This is a genomic window from Streptomyces sp. NPDC058291 (assembly GCF_042880855.1).
GTDB lineage: Bacteria > Actinomycetota > Actinomycetes > Streptomycetales > Streptomycetaceae > Streptomyces.
The window spans coordinates 30,861-56,201 of sequence record NZ_JBHVYK010000052.1 but is presented as its reverse complement, the minus strand read 5'-3'; the positions used below and the strand labels follow the sequence as shown (position 1 = coordinate 56,201).

Here is a 25,341-nt window from a genome sequence, read left to right as displayed (position 1 = left end):
GGTCCCCGTGGGCGCCGCCGTCGCGACCGTCCTCAGGCCTTGCGGGCCCGCGTCGTCTTCTTCGCGGGAGCCTCCTTGGCCGACCCGGCTGACTTCTTCGCCGCCGTGCCGTCGGTCGCGCTCGCCTTCTTGGCGGCCGTGGTCTTGGCGGTCGTGGTCCTGGCCGAGGTGGTGGTCGCGGTCGCCGTCTTGCGGGTGACCGTCTTCGCCGCGACCGCCTTCTTGGCGGCGGCCGACTTCTTCGGCGCCGTCCGGCGGGTGGCCTGGGTGGAGGCCGCGTCGCTGATCCGGTCGGCGTCGAGGATCTCACGCAGGAACTTGCCGGTGTGGCTGGTCGAGACGCCTGCGACCTCCTCCGGCGTGCCCTCGGCGATGACGAGACCGCCGCCGGCGCCGCCCTCGGGACCCATGTCGACGACCCAGTCCGCGGTCTTGATCACGTCGAGGTTGTGCTCGATGACGATGACCGTGTTGCCCTTGTCGACGAGGCCGGAGAGGACCGTGAGCAGCTTGCTGATGTCCTCGAAGTGCAGGCCCGTGGTCGGCTCGTCCAGAACGTAGACCGTGCGGCCGGTGGAGCGGCGCTGGAGCTCGCTCGCGAGCTTGACGCGCTGCGCCTCACCGCCGGACAGGGTGGTCGCGGACTGGCCGAGCCGGACGTAGCCGAGGCCGACGTCCTTCAGGGTGTTGAGGTGCCGGGCGATCGAGGGGACGGCCTCGAAGAACTCCGTCGCCTCCTCGATCGGCATGTTCAGGACGTCGGCGATGGACTTGCCCTTGTAGTGGACCTCCAGGGTCTCCCGGTTGTAGCGGGCGCCGTGGCAGACCTCGCACGGGACGTAGACGTCCGGGAGGAAGTTCATCTCGATCTTGATGGTGCCGTCGCCCGCGCAGTTCTCGCAGCGGCCGCCCTTGACGTTGAAGGAGAAGCGGCCAGGCAGATAGCCGCGGACCTTCGCCTCGGTCGTCTCCGCGAACAGCTTGCGGACGTGGTCGAAGACACCGGTGTAGGTGGCCGGGTTCGAGCGCGGGGTGCGGCCGATGGGCGACTGGTCGACGTGCACGACCTTGTCGACGAGGTCGTCGCCGTCCACGCGGGTGTGCCGTCCCGGGACGTTCCTCGCGCCGTTCAGCTCGCGGGCCAGGTGCGTGTACAGGATGTCGTTGACCAGCGTCGACTTGCCGGAGCCGGACACGCCGGTGACCGCGGTGAACACGCCCAGCGGGAACGAGACGTCGATGTCCTGCAGATTGTTCTCGCGGGCGCCGCGGACGGTGAGCCGGCGGGAGGGGTCCTGCGGGCGCCGGACGTCGGGCAGCGGGATCGCCTTCTTGCCGGACAGGTACTGCCCGGTCTGCGACTCGTCGTTGGCGAGCAGTTCCTTCAGGGAGCCGCTGTGCACGACCTTGCCGCCGTGCTCGCCGGCGCCGGGGCCGATGTCGACGATCCAGTCGGCGACCTTGATGGTGTCCTCGTCGTGCTCGACGACGATGAGCGTGTTGCCCATGTCGCGCAGCCGGACGAGGGTCTCGATCAGCCGGTGGTTGTCGCGCTGGTGCAGACCGATGGACGGCTCGTCGAGGACGTACAGGACGCCGACGAGGCCGGAGCCGATCTGGGTGGCCAGCCGGATGCGCTGGGCCTCGCCGCCGGAGAGCGTGCCGGCCGCCCGGTTGAGCGAGAGGTAGTCCAGGCCGACGTCGACCAGGAACCGCAGCCGCTCGTTGACCTCCTTCAGCACCCGCTCGGCGATCTTCTTGTCGCGGGCGTTGAGCTTCAGCTCGCCCAGGAAGTCCGCGCAGTCGCTGATGGACATGCCGGAGACCTCGGCGATGGACTTGCCCATGACGGTGACCGCGAGGACCAGCGGCTTGAGGCGGGTGCCCTCACACGTGGGACAGGGCACCTCGCGCATGTAGCCCTCGAAGCGCTCCCGGCCGGCGTCGCTCTCGGCCTCGCTGTGCCGACGCTTGACGAACGGCACGGCGCCCTCGAAGGGGGTCGTGTAGACGCGCTCGCGGCCGTACCGGTTGCGATAGCGGACCTCGATCTGCGTCTTGTGGCCGTACAGCAGCGCCTTGCGGGCGCGCTGCGGCAGGCCCGCGAAGGGGATGTCGGTGCGGAACCCGAGCGCGTCGGCGAGGGCGCCGATCAGGCGGCTGAAGTAGTCCTTGGTGTGGCCGTGCGACCAGGGGTGGATGGCGCCCTCGTCCAGGGACTTGTCCTCGTCCGGGACGATCAGCTCCGGGTCGACCTCCATGCGCGTGCCGATGCCGGTGCACTCGGGGCAGGCGCCGAAGGGCGAGTTGAAGGAGAAGGAGCGGGGCTCCAGCTCCTCGAAGGAGAGGTCGTCGTACGGGCAGTACAGGTGCTCGGAGTACATCCGCTCGCGCTCGGGGTCGTCCTCGGGGAGGTCGACGAAGTCGAGCACGACCATGCCCCCGGACAGCCCGAGGGCCGTCTCCACGGAGTCGGTGAGACGACGCTTGGCGGTGTCCTTCACCGTGAGGCGGTCGATGACCACCTCGATGGTGTGCTTCTCCTGCTTCTTCAGCGTGGGCGGGCTGGACAGCTGGATCGTCTCGCCGTCGACCCGCGCGCGGGAGTAGCCCTTGGTCTGGAGGTCGGCGAACAGGTCGACGAACTCTCCCTTGCGCTCGCGAACCAGCGGCGACAGCACCTGGAAGCGGCTGCCCTCGGGCAGCTCCAGGACCCTGTCGACGATGGCCTGCGGCGACTGGCGTGTGATCGGCCGACCGCACTCGGGACAGTGCGGCTTGCCGATGCGCGCGAAGAGCAGACGCAGGTAGTCGTAGACCTCGGTGATGGTGCCGACCGTGGAGCGCGGGTTGCGCGAGGTCGACTTCTGGTCGATCGAGACGGCCGGGGAGAGGCCCTCGATGAAGTCGACGTCCGGCTTGTCCATCTGCCCGAGGAACTGGCGGGCGTACGAGGAGAGCGACTCGACGTAGCGCCGCTGGCCCTCGGCGAAGATGGTGTCGAAGGCCAGCGAGGACTTGCCCGACCCCGACAGGCCCGTGAAGACGATGAGCGAGTCGCGTGGCAGGTCGAGCGAGACATTCTTGAGATTGTGCTCGCGCGCGCCACGGACGATGAGACGGTCGGCCACGCCGGTCCGCACCTTTCTTGAGAGAAGTGACAGGGGCGAGGCCCCCGTCTTTCCCAGACTAGGGGGAGCCACTGACAACGCCGGTCGGGATGGATCCGGCCTGCACCGGTTCACAACAATCCCCGGGCTTCCAGCATGCCCGACGCCGCAACCGACCATATAGCACGCCCATTCGAATAGCGGGCTCCGTCGACCACCTTCACCCGAAGGGGTGGCGGGGCTAGGGTCGGCAGCATGATTGATCACGCTCATGACCTGGAGTCTGTACGGGAGGCGACCGCGCGGCTGCTCACCGCAGTCGCCGCACTGGACAACGCGTCCGCGGCCGAGCCGTCACGCCTGCCAGGCTGGAGCCGCGGCCATGTCCTGGCGCACATCGCCCGCAACGCCGACGCGCTCGTGAACGTCCTCGAAGGCCGCCCCATGTACGCCGACGCGCAGGTCCGCGACGCCGACATCGAGCGTGACGCCCCGCGTCCGCCGGCCGTCCAGCTCGCCGACCTGCGCGAGAGCGCGGCCCGTTTCCAGGCCGTGGGGGACGCGCCCGCCGACTGGTCGCGCACGGTAGAGCTGCGCAACGGGGTCGTCGACGCGGCGGCCCGGGTGCCCTTCCGGCGGTGGGCGGAGGTCGAGCTGCACCACGTGGACCTCGGCGTCGGCTACGAGCTGGAGGACCTGCCGCAGGAGTTCGTCGTCCGGGAGACCGAGTTCCTCACCGACCGGTTCGACGGACATCCCGAGGTGCCGCCGACCCGTGTGACGGACGGCACGCGCGCGTGGCGCACCGGCCGCAAGGCCGACGGGCCCGAGGTGACCGTCGCCGGCGCCCCCGCGGACCTTCTGGGCTGGCTCGCCGGGCGCCGCGACGGATCGGCTCTGACGGCCGACGGCGGACCGCTGCCGGCGCTGCCCCCGCTATAGGCTGCGGCCATGACGTACAGCGGACAGGTGACGGTCGGCGGCCCGGCGGACGTGCACGAGCTCAAGGACCTGATGATCACCAAGATCGCGGTCGGACCGATGAACAACAACGCCTATCTGCTGCGCTGCCGGGCCACCGACGAGCAGTTGCTGATCGACGCGGCGAACGACGCGCACGCCCTGCTCGGCACGATCGGTGACGACGGCATCGCGTCCGTCGTCACCACCCATCGGCACGGCGACCACTGGCAGGCGCTCGCCGAGGTCGTGGCGGCCACCCGCGCACGTACCTACGCCGGCCGCGAGGACGCCGAGGGCATCCCGGTGCCGACCGACGTCCCGGTCGACGACGGCGACGTCATCCGGGTGGGGAACGTCGAGCTCACCGCGCGCCGTCTGGTCGGGCACACACCCGGCTCGATCGCCCTGGTCTACGACGACCCGCACGGCCACCCCCATGTGTTCACCGGCGACTGTCTCTTCCCCGGAGGCGTGGGCAACACCCGCGAGGACCCGGAGGCGTTCGCCCGTCTGATCCACGACGTCGAGACGAAGATCTTCGACGTGCTGCCGGACGAGACCTGGGTGTACCCGGGGCACGGCGACGACACCACGCTGGGCGCCGAGCGGCCGCAGCTTCCGGAGTGGCACGCGCGCGGGTGGTGAGTCCCGCCGGACGGACGGCGGGGCGCGCGATGCGCCACGCGCGCCCCGTGTGAACGGCGCGCACGCGCCGACCCCTTCCGCGCTCTCCCCGTACACGTGGTTGCGCGGTCAACTGGTGGCAGCCCCGCGCGGGATGACGGCTCCGGCGCGGAAGGGGCCGCCGGCCACCATCCCCGCCCTCGGCCGGCGGCCCGGGCCCTCTTGTCCGCCCTGTTCACGAGAACGCAACACCCGTTCCCAGAATGCGGACAGATGACGTCGTGACCTCGACAAACAGGCGTTTCGCTGCCACTCTCCGGCCATGCACCTCGCCCCTCGTGTACTGCGCCGCGCCGTCGCCGGCGCCACCGTGGCCCTCCTCGCCACCGCCGTCGGCTGCGCTCCGCAGCCGGAGGAGAAGGCGGCTTCCACGCCTTCCGGTTCGAGCGCGAGCGCCTGCGCCCAGGGCAAGCTGGCCACCGAGACCTCGGGAAAGCTGACGATCGCCACCGACGAACCCGCGTACGAGCCGTGGTTCAAGGACGACAAGCCCTCCAACGGCAAGGGCTTCGAGTCGGCGGTGGCGTACGCGGTCGCCCAGCAGCTCGGTTACGACAAGAGCGCGGTGGTCTGGCAGAGCGTGCCGTTCAACAAGGCCTTCGCGCCCGGCGCGAAGACCTTCGACTTCGACGTCAACCAGGTCTCGATCAGCGACGAGCGCAAAAAGGCCGTGGACTTCTCCTCCGGCTACTACGACGTGCGTCAGGCCGTCATCGCCCTCAAGGGCACCAAGGCCGCGAAGGCGACGACCATAGCGGACCTCAAGGGCCTGAAGCTCGGCGCCCAGGTCGGCACGACGAGCCTCGACTACATCGACGACGTGGTGAAGCCGACCCGGGACGCCGCCGTCTACGCCAAGAACGACCAGGCCAAGTCGGCGCTCAAGAACGGGCAGGTCGACGCCATCGTGGTCGACCTGCCGACGGCCTTCTACATCACGGCCGCGGAGGTCACCGACGCCGAGATCGTCGGCCAGTTCGAGAACCAGGGCGCCGCCCCCGAGCAGTTCGGGCTGGTGCTCGACAAGGGCAGCGCCCTCACGCCCTGTGTGACCGCCGCCGTGGACGCGCTCCGCAAGAACGGCGCCCTGGCGAAGCTCGAACAGCAGTGGCTCTCCGACGCCGTCGACGCCCCGGTGCTCAAGTGACGGTCACGCAAAAGGAGTCCGGACCGCAAGGGTCGGACGACGAGGGCGACATGCCGGGGGCCGGCGACCCGGCCTACACGCCGTCGCCGCGACGCCTGGAGCGTGAGCGCCACCGGCGCGCGCGGGCCCGCCGCGCCACGGCGATCGCCGCGCTGTCGACCCTCGTCACGGGCGTCGTGCTCTACCTCGTCGTCGTCAGCGCGCCCGGCTGGCCGCGCACCAAGGAGACCTTCTTCAACGCGCACTACGCGCGCGAGGCGCTCCCCAAGGTCCTCGAAGGGCTGTGGCTGAACGTCCGGCTCCTGCTGGTCTGCGGCGTCGCCGTGCTGGTGCTCGGCATGCTCATCGCGGTGGCCCGCACCCTGCGCGGCCCCGTGTTCTTCCCGCTGCGGGCACTGGCGGCGGCGTACACGGACTTCTTCCGCGGCCTGCCCCTGATCATCAACCTGATGATCGTGGTCCTGGGCGTCCCGGCGCTGCGTCTGCAGGGCGTGACGGTCGACCCGGTGTGGCTGGGCGGTACCGCGCTGACGCTGACCTACTCCGCGTACGTCGCCGAGGTGTTCCGCGCCGGCATCGAGTCCGTGCATCCCTCGCAGCGCGCGGCGGCCCGCTCGCTGGGCCTGTCCAACCGGCAGGCGCTGCGGTACGTGGTGCTCCCCCAGGCGGTCCGCCGCCAGGTGCCGCCACTGCTGAACGACCTGGTGTCGCTGCAGAAGGACACCGGTCTCGTCTCGATCGGCGGCGCGATCGACGCCGTACGCGCGGCGGACATCATCGTGGGCCGCAGCCTCAACTACACGCCGTACATCGTGGCGGGCCTGGTCTTCGTCGCCCTCACCCTTCCGATGACGCGCTTCACGGACTGGGTGACGGCACGGATGGACCGTCGGCGCACCCAGGGAGGAACGACATGAGCGATGCCCCGGTGCTGCGGATGGAGTCCGTCCGCAAGACCTTCGGCGACTCCGTCGTGCTGCGCGACGTCGACCTGGACGTCGCCCCGCACACGGTGACCGCGCTGATCGGCGCCTCCGGCTCCGGCAAGTCCACCCTGCTGCGGTGCGCCAACCTGCTGGAGGACGTCGACGACGGCGCGATCTTTCTGGACGGCGAGGAGATCACCGACCCGCGCGCGGACCAGGACGCGGTGCGCCGACGGATCGGCGTCGTCTTCCAGGCGTACAACCTGTTCCCGCACATGACGGTGCTGGAGAACGTCACGCTCGCCCCGCGCCGGGTGCACGGCGTCCCGCGCGCGCAGGCCGAGGAGCACGCCAGGGAGCTTCTGGAGCGGCTCGGGCTGGGCGGCCGGGCGGGCGAGTACCCCGACCGGCTCAGCGGCGGCCAGCAGCAACGGGTGGCCATCGTGCGCGCCCTCGCCGTGCGTCCCCGGCTGCTGCTCCTCGACGAGATCACCGCGGCCCTCGACCCGGAGCTGGTGGGCGAGGTCCTCGACGTCGTCCGCGATCTGAAGGGCGACGGCATGACCATGGTGCTGGCCACCCATGAGATGGGCTTCGCGCGCGAGGTGGCCGACCAGGTGTGCTTCCTGGACGCGGGCGTCGTGCTGGAGCGCGGCACCGCCGAGCAGGTCTTCGCCGACCCGCAGCAGGAGCGCACCCAGCGCTTCCTGCGGCGGATCGTCAAGGCCGGACGTCTGTGAGAAGGGCCGGGTAAGGCGCGTAGTCCTGAACGCCGGTCCTTACCCGTCGTCCTGGACGGCGCTCGTCATGCGTCGGCCTTCCCCGTGCCCGCCAGCGCGGCGACGCGCTCCACCGCGAACACGTACCCCTGCACCCCGCAGCCGGCGATGACGCCGTCGGCGCGCAGCGAGACGTAGGAGTGGTGCCGGAACGACTCGCGCCGATGGATGTTGGAGATGTGCACCTCCAGCACCGGAAGGCCGTCGCAGGCGTTGAGCGCGTCCAGGATCGCCACCGAGGTGTGGGAGTAGGCGCCCGGATTGATCACGACGCCGCAGTGGTTCAGCCGCGCCTCGTGGATCCAGTCGACGAGTTCGCCCTCGTGGTTGGACTGGCGGAAGTCCACCGTGCCGCCGTGCGCGGCCGCCGCCTTGACGCACATCGCCTCGACGTCGGCGAGCGTGTCGGTCCCGTAGATCTCCGGCTGGCGCCGGCCCAGCAGGTTCAGGTTGGGGCCGTTGAGGATCATGATCGGGGCGTTGGCCAGGGTGCGGGGCACGGTTCCTCCGGTCCGTTCGGGAGCGGCCTTTCGGGACCGCCGTCCGGACCGGTCTATCACGGTGAAAGCGAGGCGCAGCAGCCCGTGTCCCCCGCCGGGCCGGCGCCCACGTGCCCTCCCGAGCCCTCACCCGGCGACCGCGCAGCCGTCGTCCCGCCCTGCCCGGGCCTGCCGGGCTCTTCCCGCGCCCTGGTGACCCGGGCCCGGAACGGCTGGGCGAGGTGCCGACCCGGAGCCGGTCGAGAGGAGCTGCCCGGCGCCACCCGTCACCTCCTGAGCGCCGCGCGACGGCCGGCTTCCCCGCACGACCCCGTAACCAGGGATCACCGCGGGTGGTTGACGCGGCATGCACGACGTACGCACCGTGAAGGCGCCCCCCTTGGCCCGGCTCGCGGCCGCCTCGCTCGCCGGGACGGCCATCGAGTTCTACGACTTCTTCGTCTACGGGACCGCGGCCGCACTGGTCCTCGGGCCGCTGTTCTTCCCGACGTTCTCGCCGCTGGCGGGGACGCTGGCCGCGTTCGCGACGTTCGGCGTGGGCTTCGTCGCCCGGCCGCTGGGCGCGGTGCTGTTCGGGCACGTCGGGGACCGGCACGGGCGGCGGCCGGTCCTCGTCGTCTCCCTGCTGCTGACCGGCGCCTCGACGGTCGCGGTGGGCTGTGTGCCGGCCTACGGCACGATCGGGGCGGCCGCCCCGTTGCTGCTGCTCGGACTGCGTTTCCTTCAGGGGCTGGGTCTCGGCGGGGAGTGGGGCGGCGCGGTGCTGCTGACCGCGGAGCACGCGCCCGCCGAGCGGCGCGCGCTGTGGTCGAGCTTTCCGCAGGTCGGCCCGGCCGTGGGGTTCCTGCTCGCCAACGGGGTGGTGCTGGCCCTGTCGGCCACGTTGACCGAGGCGCAGTTCGCGCAGTGGGGGTGGCGGGTGCCGTTCTGGGCCGCCGGAGCCCTCGCCGTGGGCGGACTGCGGCTGCGGACGTCGCTGCCGGAGAGTCCCCGGTTCCTGGAGATCGACGACCACGCGCGCGTGCCGCTCGCCGAGGTCGTGCGCGAGCACTGGCGGCTCGTCCTGCTGACCGCCGGCGCGCTCGCCGTCGGATACGCGATCTTCTACGCCGTCACGACCTGGTCCCTGGCCTACGCGACCGGACGACTGGGAGTGGGGCGCACGGTGATGCTGACCTGCATCATGGCCGCCGTGGTGGTGAAGGGGGCGCTGACGCCGGTGATGGCGCTGCTCGGCGACCGCTTCGGCCGCAGGCCGCTGTGTCTGGCCGGATGCGCGGGGGCCGCGCTGTGGATGCTGCCGATGGTCGCGCTGCTGGCCACGGGTGAGCCCCTGCCGATGTTCCTGGGGCTCCTGGGCGCGCTGGTCGCGTTCGTCACGATGTTCGCGGTGATCGCGGCCTACCTGCCGGAGCTCTACCCGCCGCGGGTGCGCTGTACCGGCGCGTCGGTCGGCTACAACCTGGGCGGTGTCCTGGGAGGCGCCCTCACTCCGATCGTGGCGACGGCGCTCGCGGAGCGGTCGGGCCCGGTGCCGTGGGGCGTGGGCGCCTATCTGACGGGGATCGCGCTGCTCAGCCTGGGCTGTTTCGCGCTGCTCCCGGAGACCCGTCCGGCGCCGGTGGTCGCCGTGCAGCCGGTCGCGGATTGATCGCCGGCTCCAGGTGGGCCGCGAACAGCACGAGGTGGACGCCGCCCCGCAGTGGCGTGGCCCGGCCCGGGAGCACGCTGAGCGAGCTGACCACGACGGTCAGCGCGAGCAGCACCGTGTACGCGGAGCCGAGGCCGAGGACGAGAGGTCCGCAGAGCCAGAAGGCGGCCAGGGCGACGGCGGGGACGGTCGGTCCGATGCCGGCCATCGCGGAGCCGAGCGCGAGGTTGAGGCTGGTCCGCACCCGGTCGCGGCGGGCGGAGCGCGGCGCGGCGATGGTCGGGGAGCAGCACCACCAGCGCGATGATCACGCCGGCGACGGCGTGGTGGAGGCCGGCGCTCTGCACCGCCGATTCGATCGTGGGCGAGACGCCCTTGGCGGGGCCCCACGACGCCGATCAGGGCCAGGCCGAGCAGTCCGAGGCTGATCAGCGCCGCCCATGAGGTCGGGACGCCGGCGTGGTCGTCCGGGGTGATCACGTCTCCCTGGTGGGCGACGGCCTCCGCGTGGTGCACGGCCGCCAGAACTGCTCCGGCGAGGACCAGCGTCACCAGGGCCACGACCGCGCCGGGCAGCTCACGGCCCCAGGTCAAGGCGAGCAGGACGGCTGCCGACGCGGGTGCGAGGGACGTCCACCGGGCCGCTTCCGACGTGAGCCGAGCGATCATGCGGTGATCGTCGCAGAGCCGTACAGGCTTCGCATGGCGGCCCGTACGGCCCGACGGCCCCTGTGGCTTGTGTGCCGGTGAGGCGGTCTGCGCGGGCCGTCGGAGCCATGGGCCGGTGTGCCGGGGACGGCCGGTCGCGATCAGGTCGCGGCCGACGTCACCTGTACTCGGCGGTGTCCACCACGTCGCAGTCGGTGAAGGACGGAGGTGTGGTGCACAGTGCGGCCATCGCGTGTGCGAACTTGCCGGTCTGCGGGTCGTCGCTGTTGCGCACGGCCTCCTCGTAGGAGTCGAACTCGACCACCACCAGGTAGCGGTTCGGGCGGCTCCTGTCCTTGAGGACGAGGCGTCGGGCCGGGCCGTCCGGTAGGCCGGCGAGACGCCGGTCCCCTTCCTCGGCGAGCGCCCGCAGGTCGTCGATGCTGTCGGTCTCGAATTCCAGGATCTGCACGAACCTCTGCGGTGTGTTCATGGCGCCTCCGCCGGATCCGGCGCCCCCGGGTGGGGAACGTCCAGCTCCCAACGAAGCACCGGGAGCGGTGCTCGGCAATTCGCCGCGCACCGCTCCCGGGGGCGGTTGTTCCCACGTCGTCCGTGGTCAGGCCTCGATGCCGTCCTTCGGAGCGCCCTCGCTCGCGGTGTGCGCCGCGTCGTCCGCCACCTTCTTCTTCGAGGCGTGCAGGCTGGTGAGCGTGGTGACGATCAGGACGGAGCAGATCACGCCCAGCGACACCGGAATGCTGATCTCGGGGACGTGCACCCCGGACTCGTGCAGCGCGTGCAGGACCAGCTTCACGCCGATGAAGCCGAGGATCACGGACAGGCCGTAGCTGAGGTGGACCAGCTTCCTCAGCAGGCCGCCGATGAGGAAGTACAGCTGCCGCAGGCCCATCAGGGCGAACGCGTTGGCGGTGAAGACGATGTACGGGTCCTGGGTCAGGCCGAAGATCGCGGGGATGGAGTCGAGGGCGAAGAGCACGTCGGTCGTGCCGATCGCGAGCATGACGACCAGCATCGGGGTCATGACCCGCTTGCCGTTCTGCTGGATCCACAGCTTCGTGCCGTGGTAGCGGTCGGCCACGCCGAAGCGCTTCTCCACGGCCTTCAGGAGCTTGTTCTCCTCGAACTCCTCGTCCTCCTCGTCGGCCCGGGCCTCCTGGATGAGCTTCCAGGCGGTCCAGATCAGGAAGGCGCCGAAGAGGTAGAACACCCAGGCGAAGCTGGCGAGGATCGCGGCGCCGGCGGCGATGAAGATCGCCCGCAGGACCAGTGCTATGAGCACGCCGACGAGCAGAACCCTCTGCTGGTACTGCGAGGGGACCGAGAACTTCGCCATGATCAGGACGAAGACGAAGAGGTTGTCGACGCTGAGCGACTTCTCGGTGATGAAGCCGGCGAAGAACTCCCCGGCGGGCTCGCCGCCTCCGAAGAGGAGCAGCCCGACCCCGAAGAGCCCGGCGAGGGCGATCCAGACGACGGTCCAGATCCCGGCTTCCTTGATGGACACGTCGTGCGGCTTGCGGCCGATGAAGAAGTCGACCGCGATGAGGGCGGCAAGGCCCACGATGGTGAGGACCCATAGGGTCATGGAAACATCCACTGCGCCTCCGGCAGTACGTAACGGCAGGTGATCAGCGTCGTTGCGCTGCCGGAGGTCTCTTCCACCCGTTCCGCTCAGGAACGGGCCGGCGCCCCGGGATCGTCGGTGATCCGTATTGACGGGTACGCCGCAGCGGGAGTACTCCCCTCCGTGAGGAAAACAGTACCCCAACTACCAAGAAAGAGTAAAGCGCTTGGCAAAAGAAGAACCAAGTCCCCTGGTCACGAGCCTTTACGAGTACTTGGTACGCGCCATGGCGACCTGCGCGAGGACCCGCTGAAGCACCTGGCTCCCGGGGGGCACGAGCGCCGGTTCGAAGGTCCAGGCATGACCGACCCACGGGTCGGCGAGGTGATCCTCGGCCACCGGAGTCAGCCGCAGCAGCCCGCGCCACAGCGGGTCCAGCAACGGACCGTAACCGCCGGCGTCCTCCCGGTCGGCGACCATCATCAGGTGCACGCCGACGGCGGGCCCCTCGTCCGCGAGGTAGCGCAGCTGGGTCACGGCCCGGTCGTCGAACCCGTGCGGGAAGTCGTTGACGACCAGGAGTTGCTGGGCGGTGTCGAAGCCGGGCGGCAGCGAGTCGGCCACACCCCCGCGCACCGCCATCTGCAGCAGGTCGACCCGCTCGGTCAGCTGCCCGAGGACGGCCGCGACGCCTGCCGCACCCGCCGCGGGCGGGGCCGCGAGCACCCCGCTCCGCACCAGCGGTGCGAGCTCCCGGGCGCCGGAGCCGGCCGGATCGACGACGTGCACGGTGAACTCGTCCGCCGGATGCACCGCCAGCAGCCGGGCGACGTGCGCCACCGCGGACTCCATCGCGAGGCGGCGCAGCTCGTGCGGGTCGACGAACGCCCCGTCGAACGAGCCCGGCCGGCCGCTGTCGATCCACAGGCCGCGTTCCAGCGGGAGCCGGACCAGCATCGGGATGCGCAGCGGGTCGCTCTCGGGCAGGTGCAGGTCGCCCAGCCGCAGTGCCATGGGCATCTCCATGGGGACCCGGTAGGCCTGCCAGACGGGGGTGTCCCAGCGCGCGAACGCCGCCGGCAGCGCCGGTTCGACCACGTCGGCCTCGGCCGCGAGCTGGACGAGATCGCGCTCCAGCGCCTCCCGGGCCCGGTCGACGAGCTGGACGTGCTTGGCCTGGGCCGCTTCCCGCGCCGCGTCGCCCTGCCCGCCGATCCTGCTGCGCGGATCGGACAGGACCTGGTCGAGCTCCTTCTCCCTCCGCGCGTCGGCGAAGTCGACGGCGCTGCGGTACGCGGCCGTGGTGCGGGCCAGGTCCTCGAACATGCCCCAGACCTGGTTGTAGAGGCGCTCCTCCATCGACCAGCCGGTCGCGTCACCCGCGACGGGCCGGGCCGGCTGCCCGGGCTGCGCCGGGGGCGCGGCGGGCGGAGGCGGGGGCGGAGCCGTGTTCTGCCGACGCGGGTGGCTGTAGTCGACCGGGCCGCCGGTGGGCGCCGTCGGCGTCGGCTGAGCAGCGCCCGGGTCCACGGACGGGGGATCCGTCCGGCGGCCCGGCCCGGTGGCTCCCTGCGGGTTCGGGTCCGCCCCGTACGGGCCGGGGCCGACCGGGCTCTGCCCGCCCTGCTGCGCGCCGTGGGGCGAGCCGCTCTGGTCCGGGCCGAGCGCGGACGCGGCCGCCTGCCGGGAGCGGTCGGCGTCGGCCGCGCGGGGCGGCGCGGGGATCGAGCGGGCCAGGCCCTGGGAGACGGCCTCGTCGATCGCGGCCGCCAGCTGATGCGCCTGTGGCAGCCCCTGGTCGGTGAGGAGTTCCGCGAGGCCGCCCGCGTACCCCTGCCCGACGGCGCGCACCTTCCAGGCGCCCTGCCGCCGGTACAGCTCCAGCGCGACCACCGCGGACTCCGCGTCCAGGCCGGTGATGGTGTACGAGGCGACCTCGGCGCCGTCGAGTCCGGTGACCGCGACGAAGGGGGCCGAGAGGGACCCGAAGCTGACCGGCCCGCCGACCCCCGGAGGCAGCGCGAGCAGGACGTCGAGCCGGTGCACGGTCGCCGGCATAGCGTCCAGGTCAACCGCGAGGCGATGGTCGGCGGCCGCCTGCCGGGAGACCTCCAGGCCGGGCAGCGTGGGCGCCCCCGGATGGGCCACCCACTCCACGCCGTGGATCCTGCCGCTCTCGTCCCCGAGCGTGGCAGCCGCCACGACCGGCCGGCCGGCCGAGACCCGGATCTCGAGCCGGACCTGGGAGAGCGGGTGGTTCTGCCCCCGCACCAGCTCGGCCACCATCGCCTGTCGTCCCCCCTGCATCGCGTGTGGTGTCGTCGTGCCGCTCGACGGAGCCTGTTACAGCGCCGGCAGGATCGCGGGCATCAGGTCCTGGAAGGTGCGGCCGTTGGCCGGCGTGCCGAGGGCCGTCATGTTCCAGCCACCGCCCACGCGGTGCACCTTCGCCATGATCTGGGCCGTGTAGGCGCCGCCGCCCGCGAGCGTGTAGCGCGCGAGCTCCTGGCCGTTGGTCTCGTCGACCAGACGGCAGAAGGCGTTCTGCACTTCCTGGAACGTCTGGCCGGTGAAGGAGTTCACCGTGAAGATGATCTGGTCGATGTGGACCGGCACGCGCGCGAGGTCCACCAAGATCGCCTCGTCGTCACCGCCCTGGCCCACGCCGCCGACGAGGTTGTCGCCGGTGTGACGGACGGAGCCGTCGTCGCTCACCAGGTGACGGAAGAAGACGACGTCGACCGGCTGCTTGTCCGCGAACAGAACGGCCGAGGCGTCGAGGTCGATCTCCCGGGTGCGCGAGCCGAACAGGCCGCGCCTCGGGGCCGCCTGCCAGCCGAGACCCATGCGCACCGCGGTCAGGCTGCCCCCGTCGTTCTTCTGCAGACTGATGGCCTGACCTTTGGTCATATTGACGGTCACGCGCTGATTCCCCTCTCGGCTGTCCCCTGTTGCCGCGGCCCCCGCGGTTGACCGAAACACTACGCAAAGGCACTGACAGTGCCGTAGCCAGGCCCGCGCTTTGTGTCGTTCTTGCAACACAGCGCATGCCCGGCCCGGCCACAGCGGCCGCACCGGCCCCGCATTGCCGGTCCGGCCCCTTCCCGTCAGGCCAGTCCGGCCTCCCTCATCTGGCGCAGTTCCTTCTTCATCTCCGAGACCTCGTCGCGGATCCGGGCGGCGACCTCGAACTGGAGGTCCGCTGCCGCGGCCCGCATGCGCTCGGTCATCTCCTCGATCTGCCCGGCGAGTTCGGCCGCCGGCCGGTCGGTCGGGACCGTCTCCTTGGTCTTGCCCCTGGCCGCCTTGGCCTTCGTACCCTTGGCCGCCTTGTCGCCGAGGGAGGGCACCGGGGCCTTCGTGCCGCCGCCGTCCTTCTTCGCCCGGTAGCCGGAGCCGAGCAGCTGCTCGGTGTCGACCTCCTCGCGGGCGATCTGGGCGACGATGTCGTTGATCTTCTTGCGCAGCGGCTGCGGGTCGATGCCGCGCGCGGTGTTGTAGGCGACCTGCTTCTCCCGGCGGCGGTTGGTCTCCTCGATGGCCCGCTCCATGCCCGGGGTGATCTTGTCGGCGTACATGTGGACCTGGCCGGAGACGTTGCGCGCCGCGCGGCCGATGGTCTGGATCAGCGAGGTGCCCGAGCGCAGGAAGCCCTCCTTGTCGGCGTCGAGGATCGCCACCAGGGACACCTCGGGCAGGTCCAGTCCCTCGCGCAGCAGGTTGATGCCGACCAGGACGTCGAACTCGCCCGCGCGCAGTTCGCGCAGCAGCTCGATCCGGCGCAGCGTGTCGACGTCACTGTGCAGGTAGCGGACCTGGATGCCGAGTTCCAGGAAGTAGTCCGTGAGGTCCTCGGCCATCTTCTTGGTGAGCGTGGTGACCAGGACGCGCTCGTCCTTCTCCACGCGCGTGCGGATCTCGTGCACCAGGTCGTCGATCTGGCCCTCGGTGGGCTTGACGACGACTTCCGGATCGATGAGGCCGGTGGGCCGGATGATCTGCTCCACGACGCCGTCCCCGCGGGAGAGCTCGTACTTGCCGGGCGTCGCCGACAGGTAGACGGTCTGCCCGATGCGCTCCTGGAACTCCTCCCACTTCAGGGGACGGTTGTCGAGGGCGGAGGGCAGCCGGAAGCCGTGGTCGACGAGGGTGCGCTTGCGGGATGCGTCGCCCTCGTACATGGCGCCGATCTGCGGCACGGTGACGTGGGATTCGTCGATGACGAGCAGGAAGTCGTCCGGGAAGTAGTCGAGCAGGGTGTTGGGCGGGGAGCCGGGCAGGCGGCCGTCGAAGTGCATCGAGTAGTTCTCGACGCCGGAGCAGGAGCCGATCTGGCGGAGCATCTCCAGGTCGTACGTGGTGCGCATCCGCAGCCGCTGGGCCTCCAGCAGCTTGCCCTGCTTCTCCAGTTCGGCCAGGCGCTCGCCCAGTTCCTTCTCGATGTCGTTCGCGGCCCGCTCCAGGCGCTCGGGGCCGGCGACGTAGTGGGTGGCCGGGAAGATGTACAGCTGCTCGTCGTCGCTGATGATCTCGCCGGTGAGCGGGTGCAGGGTGGACAGGGCCTCGATCTCGTCGCCGAACATCTCGATGCGGACGGCGAGCTCCTCGTAGACCGGGAAGATCTCGATGGTGTCGCCGCGCACCCGGAAGGTGCCGCGGGTGAAGGCCAGGTCGTTGCGCGTGTACTGGATGTCGACGAAGCGCCGCAGCAGCCCGTCCCGGTCCAGTTCGTCGCCGACGCGCAGCGGGACCATCCGGTCCACGTACTCCTGCGGGGTGCCGAGGCCGTAGATGCAGGAGACCGAGGCGACCACGACGACGTCGCGCCGGGTGAGCAGCGAGTTGGTCGCGGAGTGCCGCAGGCGCTCGACCTCCTCGTTGATCGAGGAGTCCTTCTCGATGTAGGTGTCCGACTGCGGTACGTACGCCTCGGGCTGGTAGTAGTCGTAGTACGAGACGAAGTACTCGACCGCGTTGTTCGGCAGCAGTTCGCGGAACTCGTTCGCCAGCTGGGCGGCCAGGGTCTTGTTCGGCGCCATCACCAGGGTGGGGCGCTGGAGCTTCTCGATCATCCACGCGGTGGTCGCGGACTTTCCGGTGCCGGTCGCGCCGAGCAGGACGACGTCCTTCTCACCTGCCTCGACGCGCTTGGCCAGCTCGGCGATGGCCGCCGGCTGGTCGCCGCTGGGCTGGTAGGGGCTGACGACCTCGAAAGGCGCCACCGTGCGTTCGATGTGGGAAACGGGCCGCATGCCATCCACCGTACGACCCCCCACTGACAACCGGGTCCGATCAGGGCTTCCGCGGCTTTCGGCCCGCCCCGGCGAACCCGGACCTCACCGGTTCTGCGGGGTGCGGGATGGGCGGTACGTCACGTTCCGGCGGCTGCGCAGCCGAGGGCGGCGCGAGGGACGCGGGGCGGGCTGGTGCGCGGGCACGCCGGGCTTGTGCTCGGCGGGGGTCCAGTCGGGCTTGCCCATCACCATCAGCGGGTCGAACATCATGACGACGCCGGCGAGGCAGAGGAACGCGAGGGGGCCGATCAGCATCGGCGCGAGGAGGGCGGCCGGCGAGTCGCCCGCGGTCGGCGTCTCGGCGGTGTGCAGGTGGACGCTGAGGGCGCTCATGCCGGTGTAGTGCATGCCGGTGACGGCCAGGCCCATGACGAGGCTGGCGCCCACGCTCCACAGAAAGCCCCTGACCTGCCCCGCGGCCCACAGGGCGGCGGTGGCGGCGGCCATCGCTATGACGACGGAGGCGCCCACGGTGAGCGTGTTGTACTCGAAGTCGCCGTTGAAGCGCATCCCCGCCATGCCCAGGTAGTGCATCGAGGCGATGCCCAGGCCGGTGATGGTGCCTCCGGTGAAGAGCGCGGTCCCCGTCGCGCCCTTGTAGCCGACTATGAAGATCCCTACACCCACCATGAGGATGGCGACGCCCAGGCTGGCGTAGGTCGTCGGCTTGTCGTAGTGGATCGGGGCGCCTTCGACCGTGAAGCCGATCATCGCGATGAAGTGCATGGTCCAGATGCCGGAGCCGATGGCCGCGGAGCCGAGGGCCAGCCATCCCGGGCGCCAGGAGTGGGCGACGAGCATGGCTCTGGTGGTGCAGCGCAGACCGAGAGCACCACCGAGGCAGGCCATGAGGTAGGCCACCAGTGGTGTGACGAGTCCGTAGCTGAAACCGTCGACCGTGCCTTGCATGCGCGGTTGCCCTTCGCCCTGTTGCTTGATCTTCGAAAACGCGCCCCCGCCACGACCGCGCAGCGCGGTCAAGGCTGAGAGAGAGTATGACTCCCCCCGGAATGGTCGAACGATTCTCCGGCAAAGAAACACGGCCTGGCCGCACATGTGCGGCAGTGGTGAGCGGCCCCGGACGTCCGTCGGCCTCCCGGGCTCGTCCTGCGCTCCCCCGCCGTCGACGCTGTGCTGTCACAGTGGTGCTGTAGGTGATCGCTCGACGCGAGGAGTACGCATGCACGCGCGCGTTGTGGCCGTCACGGCCACCGCGGTCCTGGGCTCCGTCGCCCTGCTGCCGCCCGTTCACGACGTCCGGGCGGGCGTGGCCGTCCGGCCCTTGGTGATCGCCCACCGGGGCGCGTCCGCCTACGCCCCCGAGAACACCCTCCAGGCCGTCGACAAGGCCGCCTCGATGGGCGTCGCGTGGGTGGAGAACGACGTCCAGCGCACCAGGGACGGCCGGCTCGTGGTGATCCACGACGACACCCTTCGGCGCACGACCGACGCCGAGCGGGTCTTCCCCGGCCGCGCCCCCTGGAAGGTGAAGGACTTCACCGCGGCCGAGATCGCGCGGCTCGACGCGGGCAGCTGGTTCGGCGCCGCGTACAAGGGCACGCGCGTACCGACGCTGGAGGCCTACGTCGACCGCGTCGAGCACAACCACCAGAAGCTGCTCCTGGAGATCAAGAATCCCGAGCTGTACCCGGGCATCGAGCGGCAGACGCTCAAACTGCTGGGCGACGAGGGCTGGCTGGACCGCCGTCATCTCACCAACCGGCTCGTCGTGCAGAGCTTCAGCGCCGCCGGCCTGCGCACCGTGCACGAGCTGAAGCCGGGGGTGCGAACCGGGCTGCTCGGCACGCCGGCCGCCCGGGACCTGCGGCGGTACGCGGGCTACGCCGATCTGATCAACCCGTCGCACACCGCTCTGACCCCGGCGTACGTCGACGCCGTGCACGCGCTGACCGGACCGCACGGCACGCCGATGAGGGTCTTCGCCTGGACCGTCGACGACGCCGCGACCGCTCGCACCGTCGCCCGGTACGGCGTCGACGGCGTCATCACCGACAAGGCGGACGTGGTGCGGCGCGCCCTGTACTGGTACTAGCCGGGCCGGCGGCGACGCCCCGGGGGCGTTGTCAGTGGCGGGTCGTACGGTGAGGGCATGGACAGCCACGGGCAGTACGAGCAGCAGATGGTGTGGACCGTCGTCGGCACCGACATCGGTCCGCTGTTGCTGGCCGCGACCGGCGCGGGCCTGCTCACCGTCGTGTTCCATGCCACCGACGCGGTGCGGGACAAGGCGCTGGACCGGCTGGCGGGCCGCATGGGCGCGCAGCCCGTCGAGGCGCCCGGCTCTCCGCTGCTGGCGGAACCGATACGGCAGGTCAAGGCGTACTTCGCCGGTGAGCGGCGCGATTTCGAGCTGCCCTTGGACTGGTCCTTGATCTCGGGTTTCCACGGACAGGTGCTGCGCGAACTCGCCACCGGCGTTCCCTACGGGGCGGTCGTCGGCTACGGCGATCTGGCCAGGCGGGTGGGGCAGCCGGGGGCGGCGCAGGCGGTGGGGGTGGCGATGGGTTCCAATCCCCTGCCGGTCGTCGTGCCCTGCCACCGGGTGGTCGAGAGCGACGGCGGGCTCGGCGGGTTCGGCGGCGGCCTGGAGACCAAGCGGAAACTGCTCGCCCTGGAAGGCGTCCTGCCCGAGCCGCTGTTCTGAGGCGGGGCCGACGACGCTGCACCCCCGGGGGCGGTGCCGGCGTCAGTCGTAGTGGCGGGCTTCGATGACGTTGCCGTCGGGGTCGCGGAAGTAGAAGCTTCGCGTGGCCTCGCCGCGTGCGCCGAAGGAACCCCGCGAGACGGCCGAGACGGGGACCGCGCTCTCCTCCAGACGGGCGCGGAGTTCGTCGAACCGGGCGGACGGCAGGGCGAGGCACACGTGGTTCAGCGGGTGCCCCGCGCCGGCGACGGCGCCGGGGAGCATCGTCATGCGCTCCGCCATCGACATGGGCATGAGGTCGAGGAGTGTCTCCTCGCTGACGCGTACGGAGGGGAACGGCTCTCTGCCCTCGGCGAACTCGGCGAGGCGCACGGGCTCCAGACCGACGGCCTTCTCGTAGAAGCCGGCGGCGGCGATCGGATCGTGCACCCAGAGCACGACGTGGTCGAGGCGGGTCATGTGGTCCGTCATACGTTCCAGGCTGGTGTCCTGACCCACAGGCCGCAAGGGTTTGACCGGTCGTGCCGCTCGCCAGAGATGAGGAGGAGACCGACGACAGGAGGCGGGCGCGTGGTGCTGGTGGTGTCGCAAGAGGTGCGGGACGCGGTCGACGCGCGTCGACCCGTGGTGGCCCTGGAGTCCACGATCATCTCGCACGGGCTGCCCCGCCCGCGCAATCTGCAGGTGGCGCTGGAGCTGGAGGCAGTCGTCCGCGCGGAGGGCGCCGTGCCGGCGACGATCGCCGTGCTGGACGGTCGCCCCCATGTGGGCCTGGACAAGGGGCAGTTGGAGCGGGTCGCCAACGAGGACGGCTTCCGCAAGCTGGGCCATCGTGACCTGCCGCTCGCGATCGCGTCAGGGGCGAGCGGGGCGACCACGGTGTCGGCGACGGCCCTTCTGGCGGCGCTCGCGGGGGTGCGGGTGTTCGCGACGGGCGGGCTCGGCGGGGTGCACCGGGAGTGGACGGTCACCCAGGACGAGTCGGCCGACCTGGGACTGCTGGCGAGCACCCGGATCACGGTGGTGTGCGCGGGCGTCAAGTCGATCCTGGACGTGCCGGCGACGCTGCAGCGGCTGGAGACGCTGGGCGTCGCCGTGGCCGGGTACGGCACCGACCGCTTCCCCGGCTTCTACCTCTCCGACTCGGGTCATCCCGTCGACTGGACGCTGGAGACCCCGCGGCAGGCGGCCGAGGTGATGCGGGCTCAGGACGCGTTGGGCATGCCGCAGTCGGCGCTGATCGTCGCCAACCCGGTCCCCGAGGAGGAACAGCTGGATCCCGGGCTGCACACGCGCGTGCTGGCCGACGCGCTGCACGCGTGCGAGGAGGCGGGCGTGACCGGTCAGGGCGTCACGCCGTTCCTCCTCGACTATCTGGTCCGCCACACCGACGGGGCGTCCCTGCGCGCCAACCTGGCGGCGGTGCGCGGCAATGTGCGGCTGGCGGCACGGATCGCGACCGCGTGGTCCGAGGCATGACCGGCCGACCGGGCGGCACGGACCACGACCAGGCCGACGCGGCCCGGGACACCGGTGCGGGCCCGGAGCGCGGAGGGCGAGACAGGGGCTGTGGAGAGGAAGGCCGGGGACGGGGCACGGGAGGAGGTTCGGCGACGGCGACGGCGACGGCTTCGCTGCCGGGCACGGGGACGGGGTCCCGGGCCGGAGGCGGCGGGGCGCTGCTGGTCGTCGGGGACGTCGTGACGGACGTCATCGCCCGCCACCGTGGACCACTGGCCCCGGGCACGGACACGGCCTGCGTCATCCGGACGCTGCCGGGCGGCGCCGGCGCCAACGTGGCCTGCTGGGCGGCGCATCGGGGGTGTCCGGACGTACGGCTGCTCGGGCGGGTGGGCGCGGAGTCGGCGGCCTGGCACGAACGGGAACTGGCCGCCCGCGGGGTACGGCCCCGTCTCGTCGTCGATCCGCAGGCGGCCACCGGGACGGTGATCTGCCTGGTGGACGCGGACGCCGCGGCCGAGCGAACGTTTCTCACCGACAGCGGCGCGTCGCTGCGGCTCGACCCCGGCGACTGGTCGGACGCCCTGCTCGACGGGGTCGGCCGACTGCACCTGTCGGGCTACCTGCTGTTCTCGCGGACGGGGCGGGCGCTGGTGCGCACGGCGGCGGCCTCGGCACGCGCGCGCGGGGTGCCGGTGAGCCTCGATCCCGCGTCGGCGGGTTTCCTGACGGAACTGGGCGTCGACCGCTTCCTGACCCTGGTCGAGGGGGTGGACGTGCTGCTGCCCAGCCGCGACGAGGCCGGCCTGCTGACCGGGTCGTCCGACGGAGCGAAGGCCGCGGCCGAGCTGAGCCGCCGGGTCCCGCTGGTCGTGGCCAAGCAGGGCGCGGACGGCGCGCTGGTGGCCCGGAACGGCGCGCTCCTCGCCCGGGTCCCCGCCGTCGCGGCGACCCCGAGGGACACCACGGGCGCCGGCGACGCCTTCACCGGGGCGTTCCTCGCCGCGCTGCTCGCAGGGGCCGACGCGGTGGCGGCCGCCTCGGAAGGCTGCCGGGCGGGCGCCCTGGCGGTGGAACTCGTCGGCGGCAGACCGCCCGTCCCCGGCGACAGCACCACGCCGACCACGTCTCCTACCGCCTCCGCCCACTGAGGGCAGCAGCGACCACCGAAGCGGCACCCGGGTGAGCCGCCCGCGCTGCGACGCGGCACCCGGCGCGCGGCGCGACAGCCGGGCCTGAACCGCGCATCGCGAAACGGCGCGTGCGCACGCGCGCACACGCGTCCGCCGGGTGGTCCCAGCCGTAGAGCAGTAGAGCCGTAGAGCCGTAGAACAGTAGAGCCGTAAGCAGTGCTATGCCCTACGGCCCCAGGCCGAGATCATCGGGGCGGTCGCCAGGTCCATGCTGCCGGCGGCGACGTTCGCCAGGTGCTGGTCGATCTCCTCGTCGGTCGCGAGGCCCGCGGTCACGAGCTCGCCACGGATCTGGCGGACCGTCGCGGACTCCAGGACGGTGCAGGCCGGCGAGGTGAGGGGGAAGTAGGCGTCCGCCTCGACACGGACCAGCCCGGCCTCGCGGAGCAGACGCGGGAGCTTGCGACCGTAGGCGAGGTCGGCGCCCCGGCCGGCGAGGAGCTGGCGGAAGCCGTGTCGCAGACGGTTGGCCAACTGCTGCTCGGGGCCGTGCTCGTCGGGGCGGAGCAGCGGCTGCAGGGCGGGGTCGGCGTCCTCGATCAGGAGCCGTCCACCGGGGCGAAGGGCCCTGACCATCGAACGCAACGCACGTTCCCGGTCCGCCACGTGGACCAGGACGAGCCGGGCGTGCACCAGGTCGAGGTCCTCCGTCGGCGGCTCGTCGAGGCCGAGGTCGTGGACGCGGACCTCCACCGGCTGACGGGCGACGGACCTCAGCCTGGAGGTGTCGATGTCCGTCGCGAGGACCTTGCCCGTCGGACCGACCTTCTTCGCCAGCCAGGACACCACCGAGACGCCGCCGGCGCCCGCCTCCCAGCAGCGCCAGCCGGGCCCGGTCCCGAGTCCTTCGAGATGACGGAAGGTCGTGGGATCGAAGAGGGCGGCGAAGGCGTCGAAGCGTTCCCCCGCCTCCGGCTGCCGGTTGTCGAGGAGGTACCGGTCGGACCGCGTCATGCGACGATCATCACAGTTTTCCGGTGTGCCGAACGCGGTCGACGCGGCGGGGCGCCCGGCCCCCCGGAGAAACCGGCGCCACCCTCGCGAAGCAGCGGAATCCCGCCCGCCCGCAGCCTCCGAAGTCCCGTCGTCCACAGGCGGGAACAAAACGGAACCACCCCTTTCCACAGGCTTACGCACGGCATACGCGGGCCTGGCAGACTGGCGCGCCAGGGCGCAGGAATGCGGCACGGGGAGATTCACACGAGGAGACCCAGATGACCATGACGGGGAATCTGCGGAAGGTCGCCGACTTCGGCAAGGTCGGCGGTCTGCGCAAGGTGGCACGGCTGGCCCGACGGCGCCCGCGGGTCGACCTGAGCCACCATGCGCGCTCCCCGTTGGGGTCGTCGGTGGTGAACTGCGTGACCTATCGGGACGGCGTGCGGGCCCCGCACGGCGGGGATCTCGTCGACACGGTGGAACGTGTGCGCAAGAGCGGTCATGGTTTCGTGTGGCTCGGTCTGCACGAGCCGACCAACGACGAGTTCGCGGGCATCGCCGAGCTCTTCGACCTGCACCCGCTGGCGGTCGCGGCCGCCGTGGAGGCGCATCAGCGGCCGAAGGTCGAGCGCTACGGCGAGACGCTGTTCGCGGTGTTCAAGACGGTCTGCTACGTCGAGCACGAGGAGCTCACAGCGACGAGCGAGGTGGTCGACACCGGGGAGATCATGATGTTCGTCGGCCAGGACTTCGTCATCACGGTGCGCCATGGACGGCACGGCTCGCTGGGCCCGCTGCGCGAGGCGCTGGAGTCCGACACGGCTCAGTTGGCCAAGGGCCCGTCGGCGGTGCTGCACGCTGTCGCGGACCATGTGGTCGATGACTACCTCAACGTCGTCGACGCGGTGCAGGCGGACATCGACCAGGTCGAGACGGACGTGTTCGCGGAGAACGGCGCACGGGCGGATCCCGGGCGCATCTATCAGCTCAAGCGTGAACTCCTGGAGCTGAAGCGGGCGGTGGTGCCGCTCGGCCGCCCGCTGCTGGACCTGGCGGACCGGCCGGTACGGGTGGTGGACCCGGAGATACAGGCCTACTTCCGTGACGTCTCCGACCACCTGCTGCGGGCCACGGAGCAGATCGCGGCCTTCGACGAACTGCTCAACTCGATCCTGCAGGCGCACCTGGCGCAGGTCACGGTCGCGCAGAACGAGGACATGCGCAAGATCACGGCATGGGCCGCGGTGATCGCGGTGCCGACGATGGTCTGCGGGGTGTATGGCATGAACTTCGACAACATGCCGGAGCTCCACTGGAGATTCGGCTACGGCCTGGTCATCGGCGTGATATCCGTCGCCTGCTGGGTTCTGCACCGCGGCTTCCGGCGCAACGGCTGGCTCTGAGCCGCCTCAGGCGGAGGCGGAGAAGCCACGACTTTTCGCGGACGACGCGGATGATCAGGCGGACCTCGTCGTCCTTCTCGGCGGGCGGGTCGATGCCGAGGTACTTGTGCGACAGCTCGCGCGGGAGCCGCTTGCCGGGATCCGGCAGGATCTCGGCGACGCCACGGATCTCGACCGAGGTGTAAGGGTCGGCGAGGTCGAAGACGGAGAGGCTGACCCGGGCGTCACGACGGAGGTTGCGCACCTTCTGACGGCCCTCCGTCGAGGAGAAGAGGACCGTGTCGCCCTCGCGCCTGATCCAGACCACCGAGTTCTGCGGTGCGCCGCCGGGGCCGAGGGTGGCGACACTGGCGAAGTTCTTGCCGTCGAGCAGCGCGCGAACGGACTCGG

Annotated in this window: 21 protein-coding genes and 2 pseudogenes; 11 read left to right on the top strand and 12 right to left on the bottom strand. The window is 71.3% G+C overall.

Annotated features, from left to right (window positions below; genetic code table 11):
* Nucleotides 1–32: 32 nt before the first annotated feature.
* Entirely contained in the window at nt 33–3,131 is a 3,099-nt protein-coding gene (gene uvrA / locus ACFVYK_RS24540; RefSeq protein ID WP_389777683.1) for an excinuclease ABC subunit UvrA, read from the bottom strand.
* A 234-nt stretch (nt 3,132–3,365) separates the two neighbouring features.
* On the opposite strand from uvrA, the gene ACFVYK_RS24535 reads away from it, so the two are divergent.
* From ACFVYK_RS24535 to ACFVYK_RS24515, 5 genes are all read left to right on the top strand, one after another.
* Nucleotides 3,366–4,052: a maleylpyruvate isomerase family mycothiol-dependent enzyme gene (locus ACFVYK_RS24535; protein WP_389777682.1), complete on the top strand. Its 687-nt coding sequence runs from the start codon at nt 3,366–3,368 to the stop codon at nt 4,050–4,052.
* A 9-nt stretch (nt 4,053–4,061) separates the two neighbouring features.
* The gene (locus tag ACFVYK_RS24530; protein ID WP_389777680.1) at nt 4,062–4,718 is read left to right on the top strand and encodes an MBL fold metallo-hydrolase; all 657 of its coding nucleotides are present in this window, start codon (nt 4,062–4,064) and stop codon (nt 4,716–4,718) included.
* 301 nt (nt 4,719–5,019) lie between these two features.
* Nucleotides 5,020–5,904 (top strand): ABC transporter substrate-binding protein, encoded by an 885-nt coding sequence (locus ACFVYK_RS24525; protein WP_389777679.1) that lies wholly within the window; start codon nt 5,020–5,022, stop codon nt 5,902–5,904.
* Complete coding sequence (locus ACFVYK_RS24520) at nt 5,901–6,821, top strand: amino acid ABC transporter permease (protein WP_389777677.1); 921 nt, start codon at nt 5,901–5,903, stop codon at nt 6,819–6,821. Before ACFVYK_RS24525 ends, ACFVYK_RS24520 begins: the two co-directional genes overlap by 4 nt.
* Nucleotides 6,818–7,570 carry an amino acid ABC transporter ATP-binding protein gene (locus ACFVYK_RS24515; protein ID WP_389777675.1) on the top strand — a complete coding sequence of 251 codons (753 nt, stop codon included), beginning with the start codon at nt 6,818–6,820 and terminating at the stop codon, nt 7,568–7,570. The genes ACFVYK_RS24520 and ACFVYK_RS24515 overlap by 4 nt, the downstream gene beginning before the upstream one ends.
* 65 nt (nt 7,571–7,635) lie before the next feature.
* Here the strand turns inward: ACFVYK_RS24515 and aroQ are convergent, their stop codons facing one another.
* The gene (gene aroQ, locus ACFVYK_RS24510; RefSeq protein ID WP_389777673.1) at nt 7,636–8,109 is read right to left on the bottom strand and encodes a type II 3-dehydroquinate dehydratase; all 474 of its coding nucleotides are present in this window, start codon (nt 8,107–8,109) and stop codon (nt 7,636–7,638) included.
* A 346-nt stretch (nt 8,110–8,455) separates the two neighbouring features.
* Between aroQ and ACFVYK_RS24505 the strand changes: the two genes are divergently transcribed.
* Entirely contained in the window at nt 8,456–9,760 is a 1,305-nt protein-coding gene (locus tag ACFVYK_RS24505; protein ID WP_389777671.1) for an MFS transporter, read from the top strand.
* Here the strand turns inward: ACFVYK_RS24505 and ACFVYK_RS24500 are convergent.
* The 7 genes and pseudogenes from ACFVYK_RS24500 to ACFVYK_RS24470 all read right to left on the bottom strand — a co-directional run.
* A pseudogene (locus ACFVYK_RS24500) lies at nt 9,753–10,429 on the bottom strand (ionic transporter y4hA); the annotation flags it as partial. The gene ACFVYK_RS24505 and the pseudogene ACFVYK_RS24500 sit on opposite strands and share 8 nt — an antisense overlap.
* A 157-nt stretch (nt 10,430–10,586) precedes the next feature.
* Nucleotides 10,587–10,901 (bottom strand): hypothetical protein, encoded by a 315-nt coding sequence (locus ACFVYK_RS24495; RefSeq protein ID WP_389777669.1) that lies wholly within the window; start codon nt 10,899–10,901, stop codon nt 10,587–10,589.
* A gap of 126 nt (nt 10,902–11,027) precedes the next feature.
* Nucleotides 11,028–12,029, bottom strand: coding sequence for a TerC/Alx family metal homeostasis membrane protein (locus ACFVYK_RS24490; RefSeq protein WP_389777667.1), 1,002 nt, complete (start codon nt 12,027–12,029; stop codon nt 11,028–11,030).
* 231 nt (nt 12,030–12,260) lie between these two features.
* Nucleotides 12,261–14,282, bottom strand: a complete 2,022-nt coding sequence (locus ACFVYK_RS24485) for a TerD family protein (RefSeq protein ID WP_389777691.1) — start codon at nt 14,280–14,282, stop codon at nt 12,261–12,263.
* A gap of 57 nt (nt 14,283–14,339) precedes the next feature.
* Nucleotides 14,340–14,918, bottom strand: coding sequence for a TerD family protein (locus ACFVYK_RS24480; RefSeq protein ID WP_079663041.1), 579 nt, complete (start codon nt 14,916–14,918; stop codon nt 14,340–14,342).
* Between the two features lie 185 nt (nt 14,919–15,103).
* The gene (gene uvrB, locus ACFVYK_RS24475; protein WP_389777664.1) at nt 15,104–17,248 is read right to left on the bottom strand and encodes an excinuclease ABC subunit UvrB; all 2,145 of its coding nucleotides are present in this window, start codon (nt 17,246–17,248) and stop codon (nt 15,104–15,106) included.
* 84 nt (nt 17,249–17,332) lie between these two features.
* Entirely contained in the window at nt 17,333–18,199 is an 867-nt protein-coding gene (locus ACFVYK_RS24470) for an MHYT domain-containing protein (RefSeq protein ID WP_389777662.1), read from the bottom strand.
* Between the two features lie 271 nt (nt 18,200–18,470).
* Between ACFVYK_RS24470 and ACFVYK_RS24465 the strand changes: the two genes are divergently transcribed.
* Nucleotides 18,471–19,343, top strand: coding sequence for a glycerophosphodiester phosphodiesterase (locus ACFVYK_RS24465; RefSeq protein WP_389777660.1), 873 nt, complete (start codon nt 18,471–18,473; stop codon nt 19,341–19,343).
* 57 nt (nt 19,344–19,400) lie between these two features.
* Entirely contained in the window at nt 19,401–19,955 is a 555-nt protein-coding gene (locus ACFVYK_RS24460; protein WP_389777658.1) for a methylated-DNA--[protein]-cysteine S-methyltransferase, read from the top strand.
* A 42-nt stretch (nt 19,956–19,997) separates the two neighbouring features.
* Here ACFVYK_RS24460 and ACFVYK_RS24455 read toward each other — a convergent pair whose 3' ends face one another.
* Nucleotides 19,998–20,426, bottom strand: coding sequence for a VOC family protein (locus ACFVYK_RS24455; RefSeq protein ID WP_389777656.1), 429 nt, complete (start codon nt 20,424–20,426; stop codon nt 19,998–20,000).
* A gap of 102 nt (nt 20,427–20,528) precedes the next feature.
* Here ACFVYK_RS24455 and ACFVYK_RS24450 point away from each other — a divergent pair, with 102 nt between their 5' ends.
* Both ACFVYK_RS24450 and ACFVYK_RS24445 read left to right on the top strand, forming a co-directional pair.
* Nucleotides 20,529–21,434, top strand: a complete 906-nt coding sequence (locus ACFVYK_RS24450; RefSeq protein ID WP_389777689.1) for a pseudouridine-5'-phosphate glycosidase — start codon at nt 20,529–20,531, stop codon at nt 21,432–21,434.
* The gene (locus ACFVYK_RS24445) at nt 21,431–22,567 is read left to right on the top strand and encodes a carbohydrate kinase family protein (protein ID WP_389777654.1); all 1,137 of its coding nucleotides are present in this window, start codon (nt 21,431–21,433) and stop codon (nt 22,565–22,567) included. The genes ACFVYK_RS24450 and ACFVYK_RS24445 overlap by 4 nt, the downstream gene beginning before the upstream one ends.
* 201 nt (nt 22,568–22,768) lie before the next feature.
* Here the strand turns inward: ACFVYK_RS24445 and ACFVYK_RS24440 are convergent, their stop codons facing one another.
* Complete coding sequence (locus tag ACFVYK_RS24440) at nt 22,769–23,563, bottom strand: class I SAM-dependent methyltransferase (RefSeq protein WP_389777652.1); 795 nt, start codon at nt 23,561–23,563, stop codon at nt 22,769–22,771.
* A gap of 260 nt (nt 23,564–23,823) precedes the next feature.
* Between ACFVYK_RS24440 and ACFVYK_RS24435 the strand changes: the two genes are divergently transcribed.
* Nucleotides 23,824–24,951 (top strand): magnesium and cobalt transport protein CorA, encoded by a 1,128-nt coding sequence (locus ACFVYK_RS24435; RefSeq protein ID WP_389777650.1) that lies wholly within the window; start codon nt 23,824–23,826, stop codon nt 24,949–24,951.
* Here the strand turns inward: ACFVYK_RS24435 and ACFVYK_RS24430 are convergent.
* Nucleotides 24,884–25,327: pseudogene (locus ACFVYK_RS24430) on the bottom strand (PPOX class F420-dependent oxidoreductase); the annotation flags it as partial. The gene ACFVYK_RS24435 and the pseudogene ACFVYK_RS24430 overlap by 68 nt on opposite strands.
* Nucleotides 25,328–25,341 lie beyond the last annotated feature (14 nt).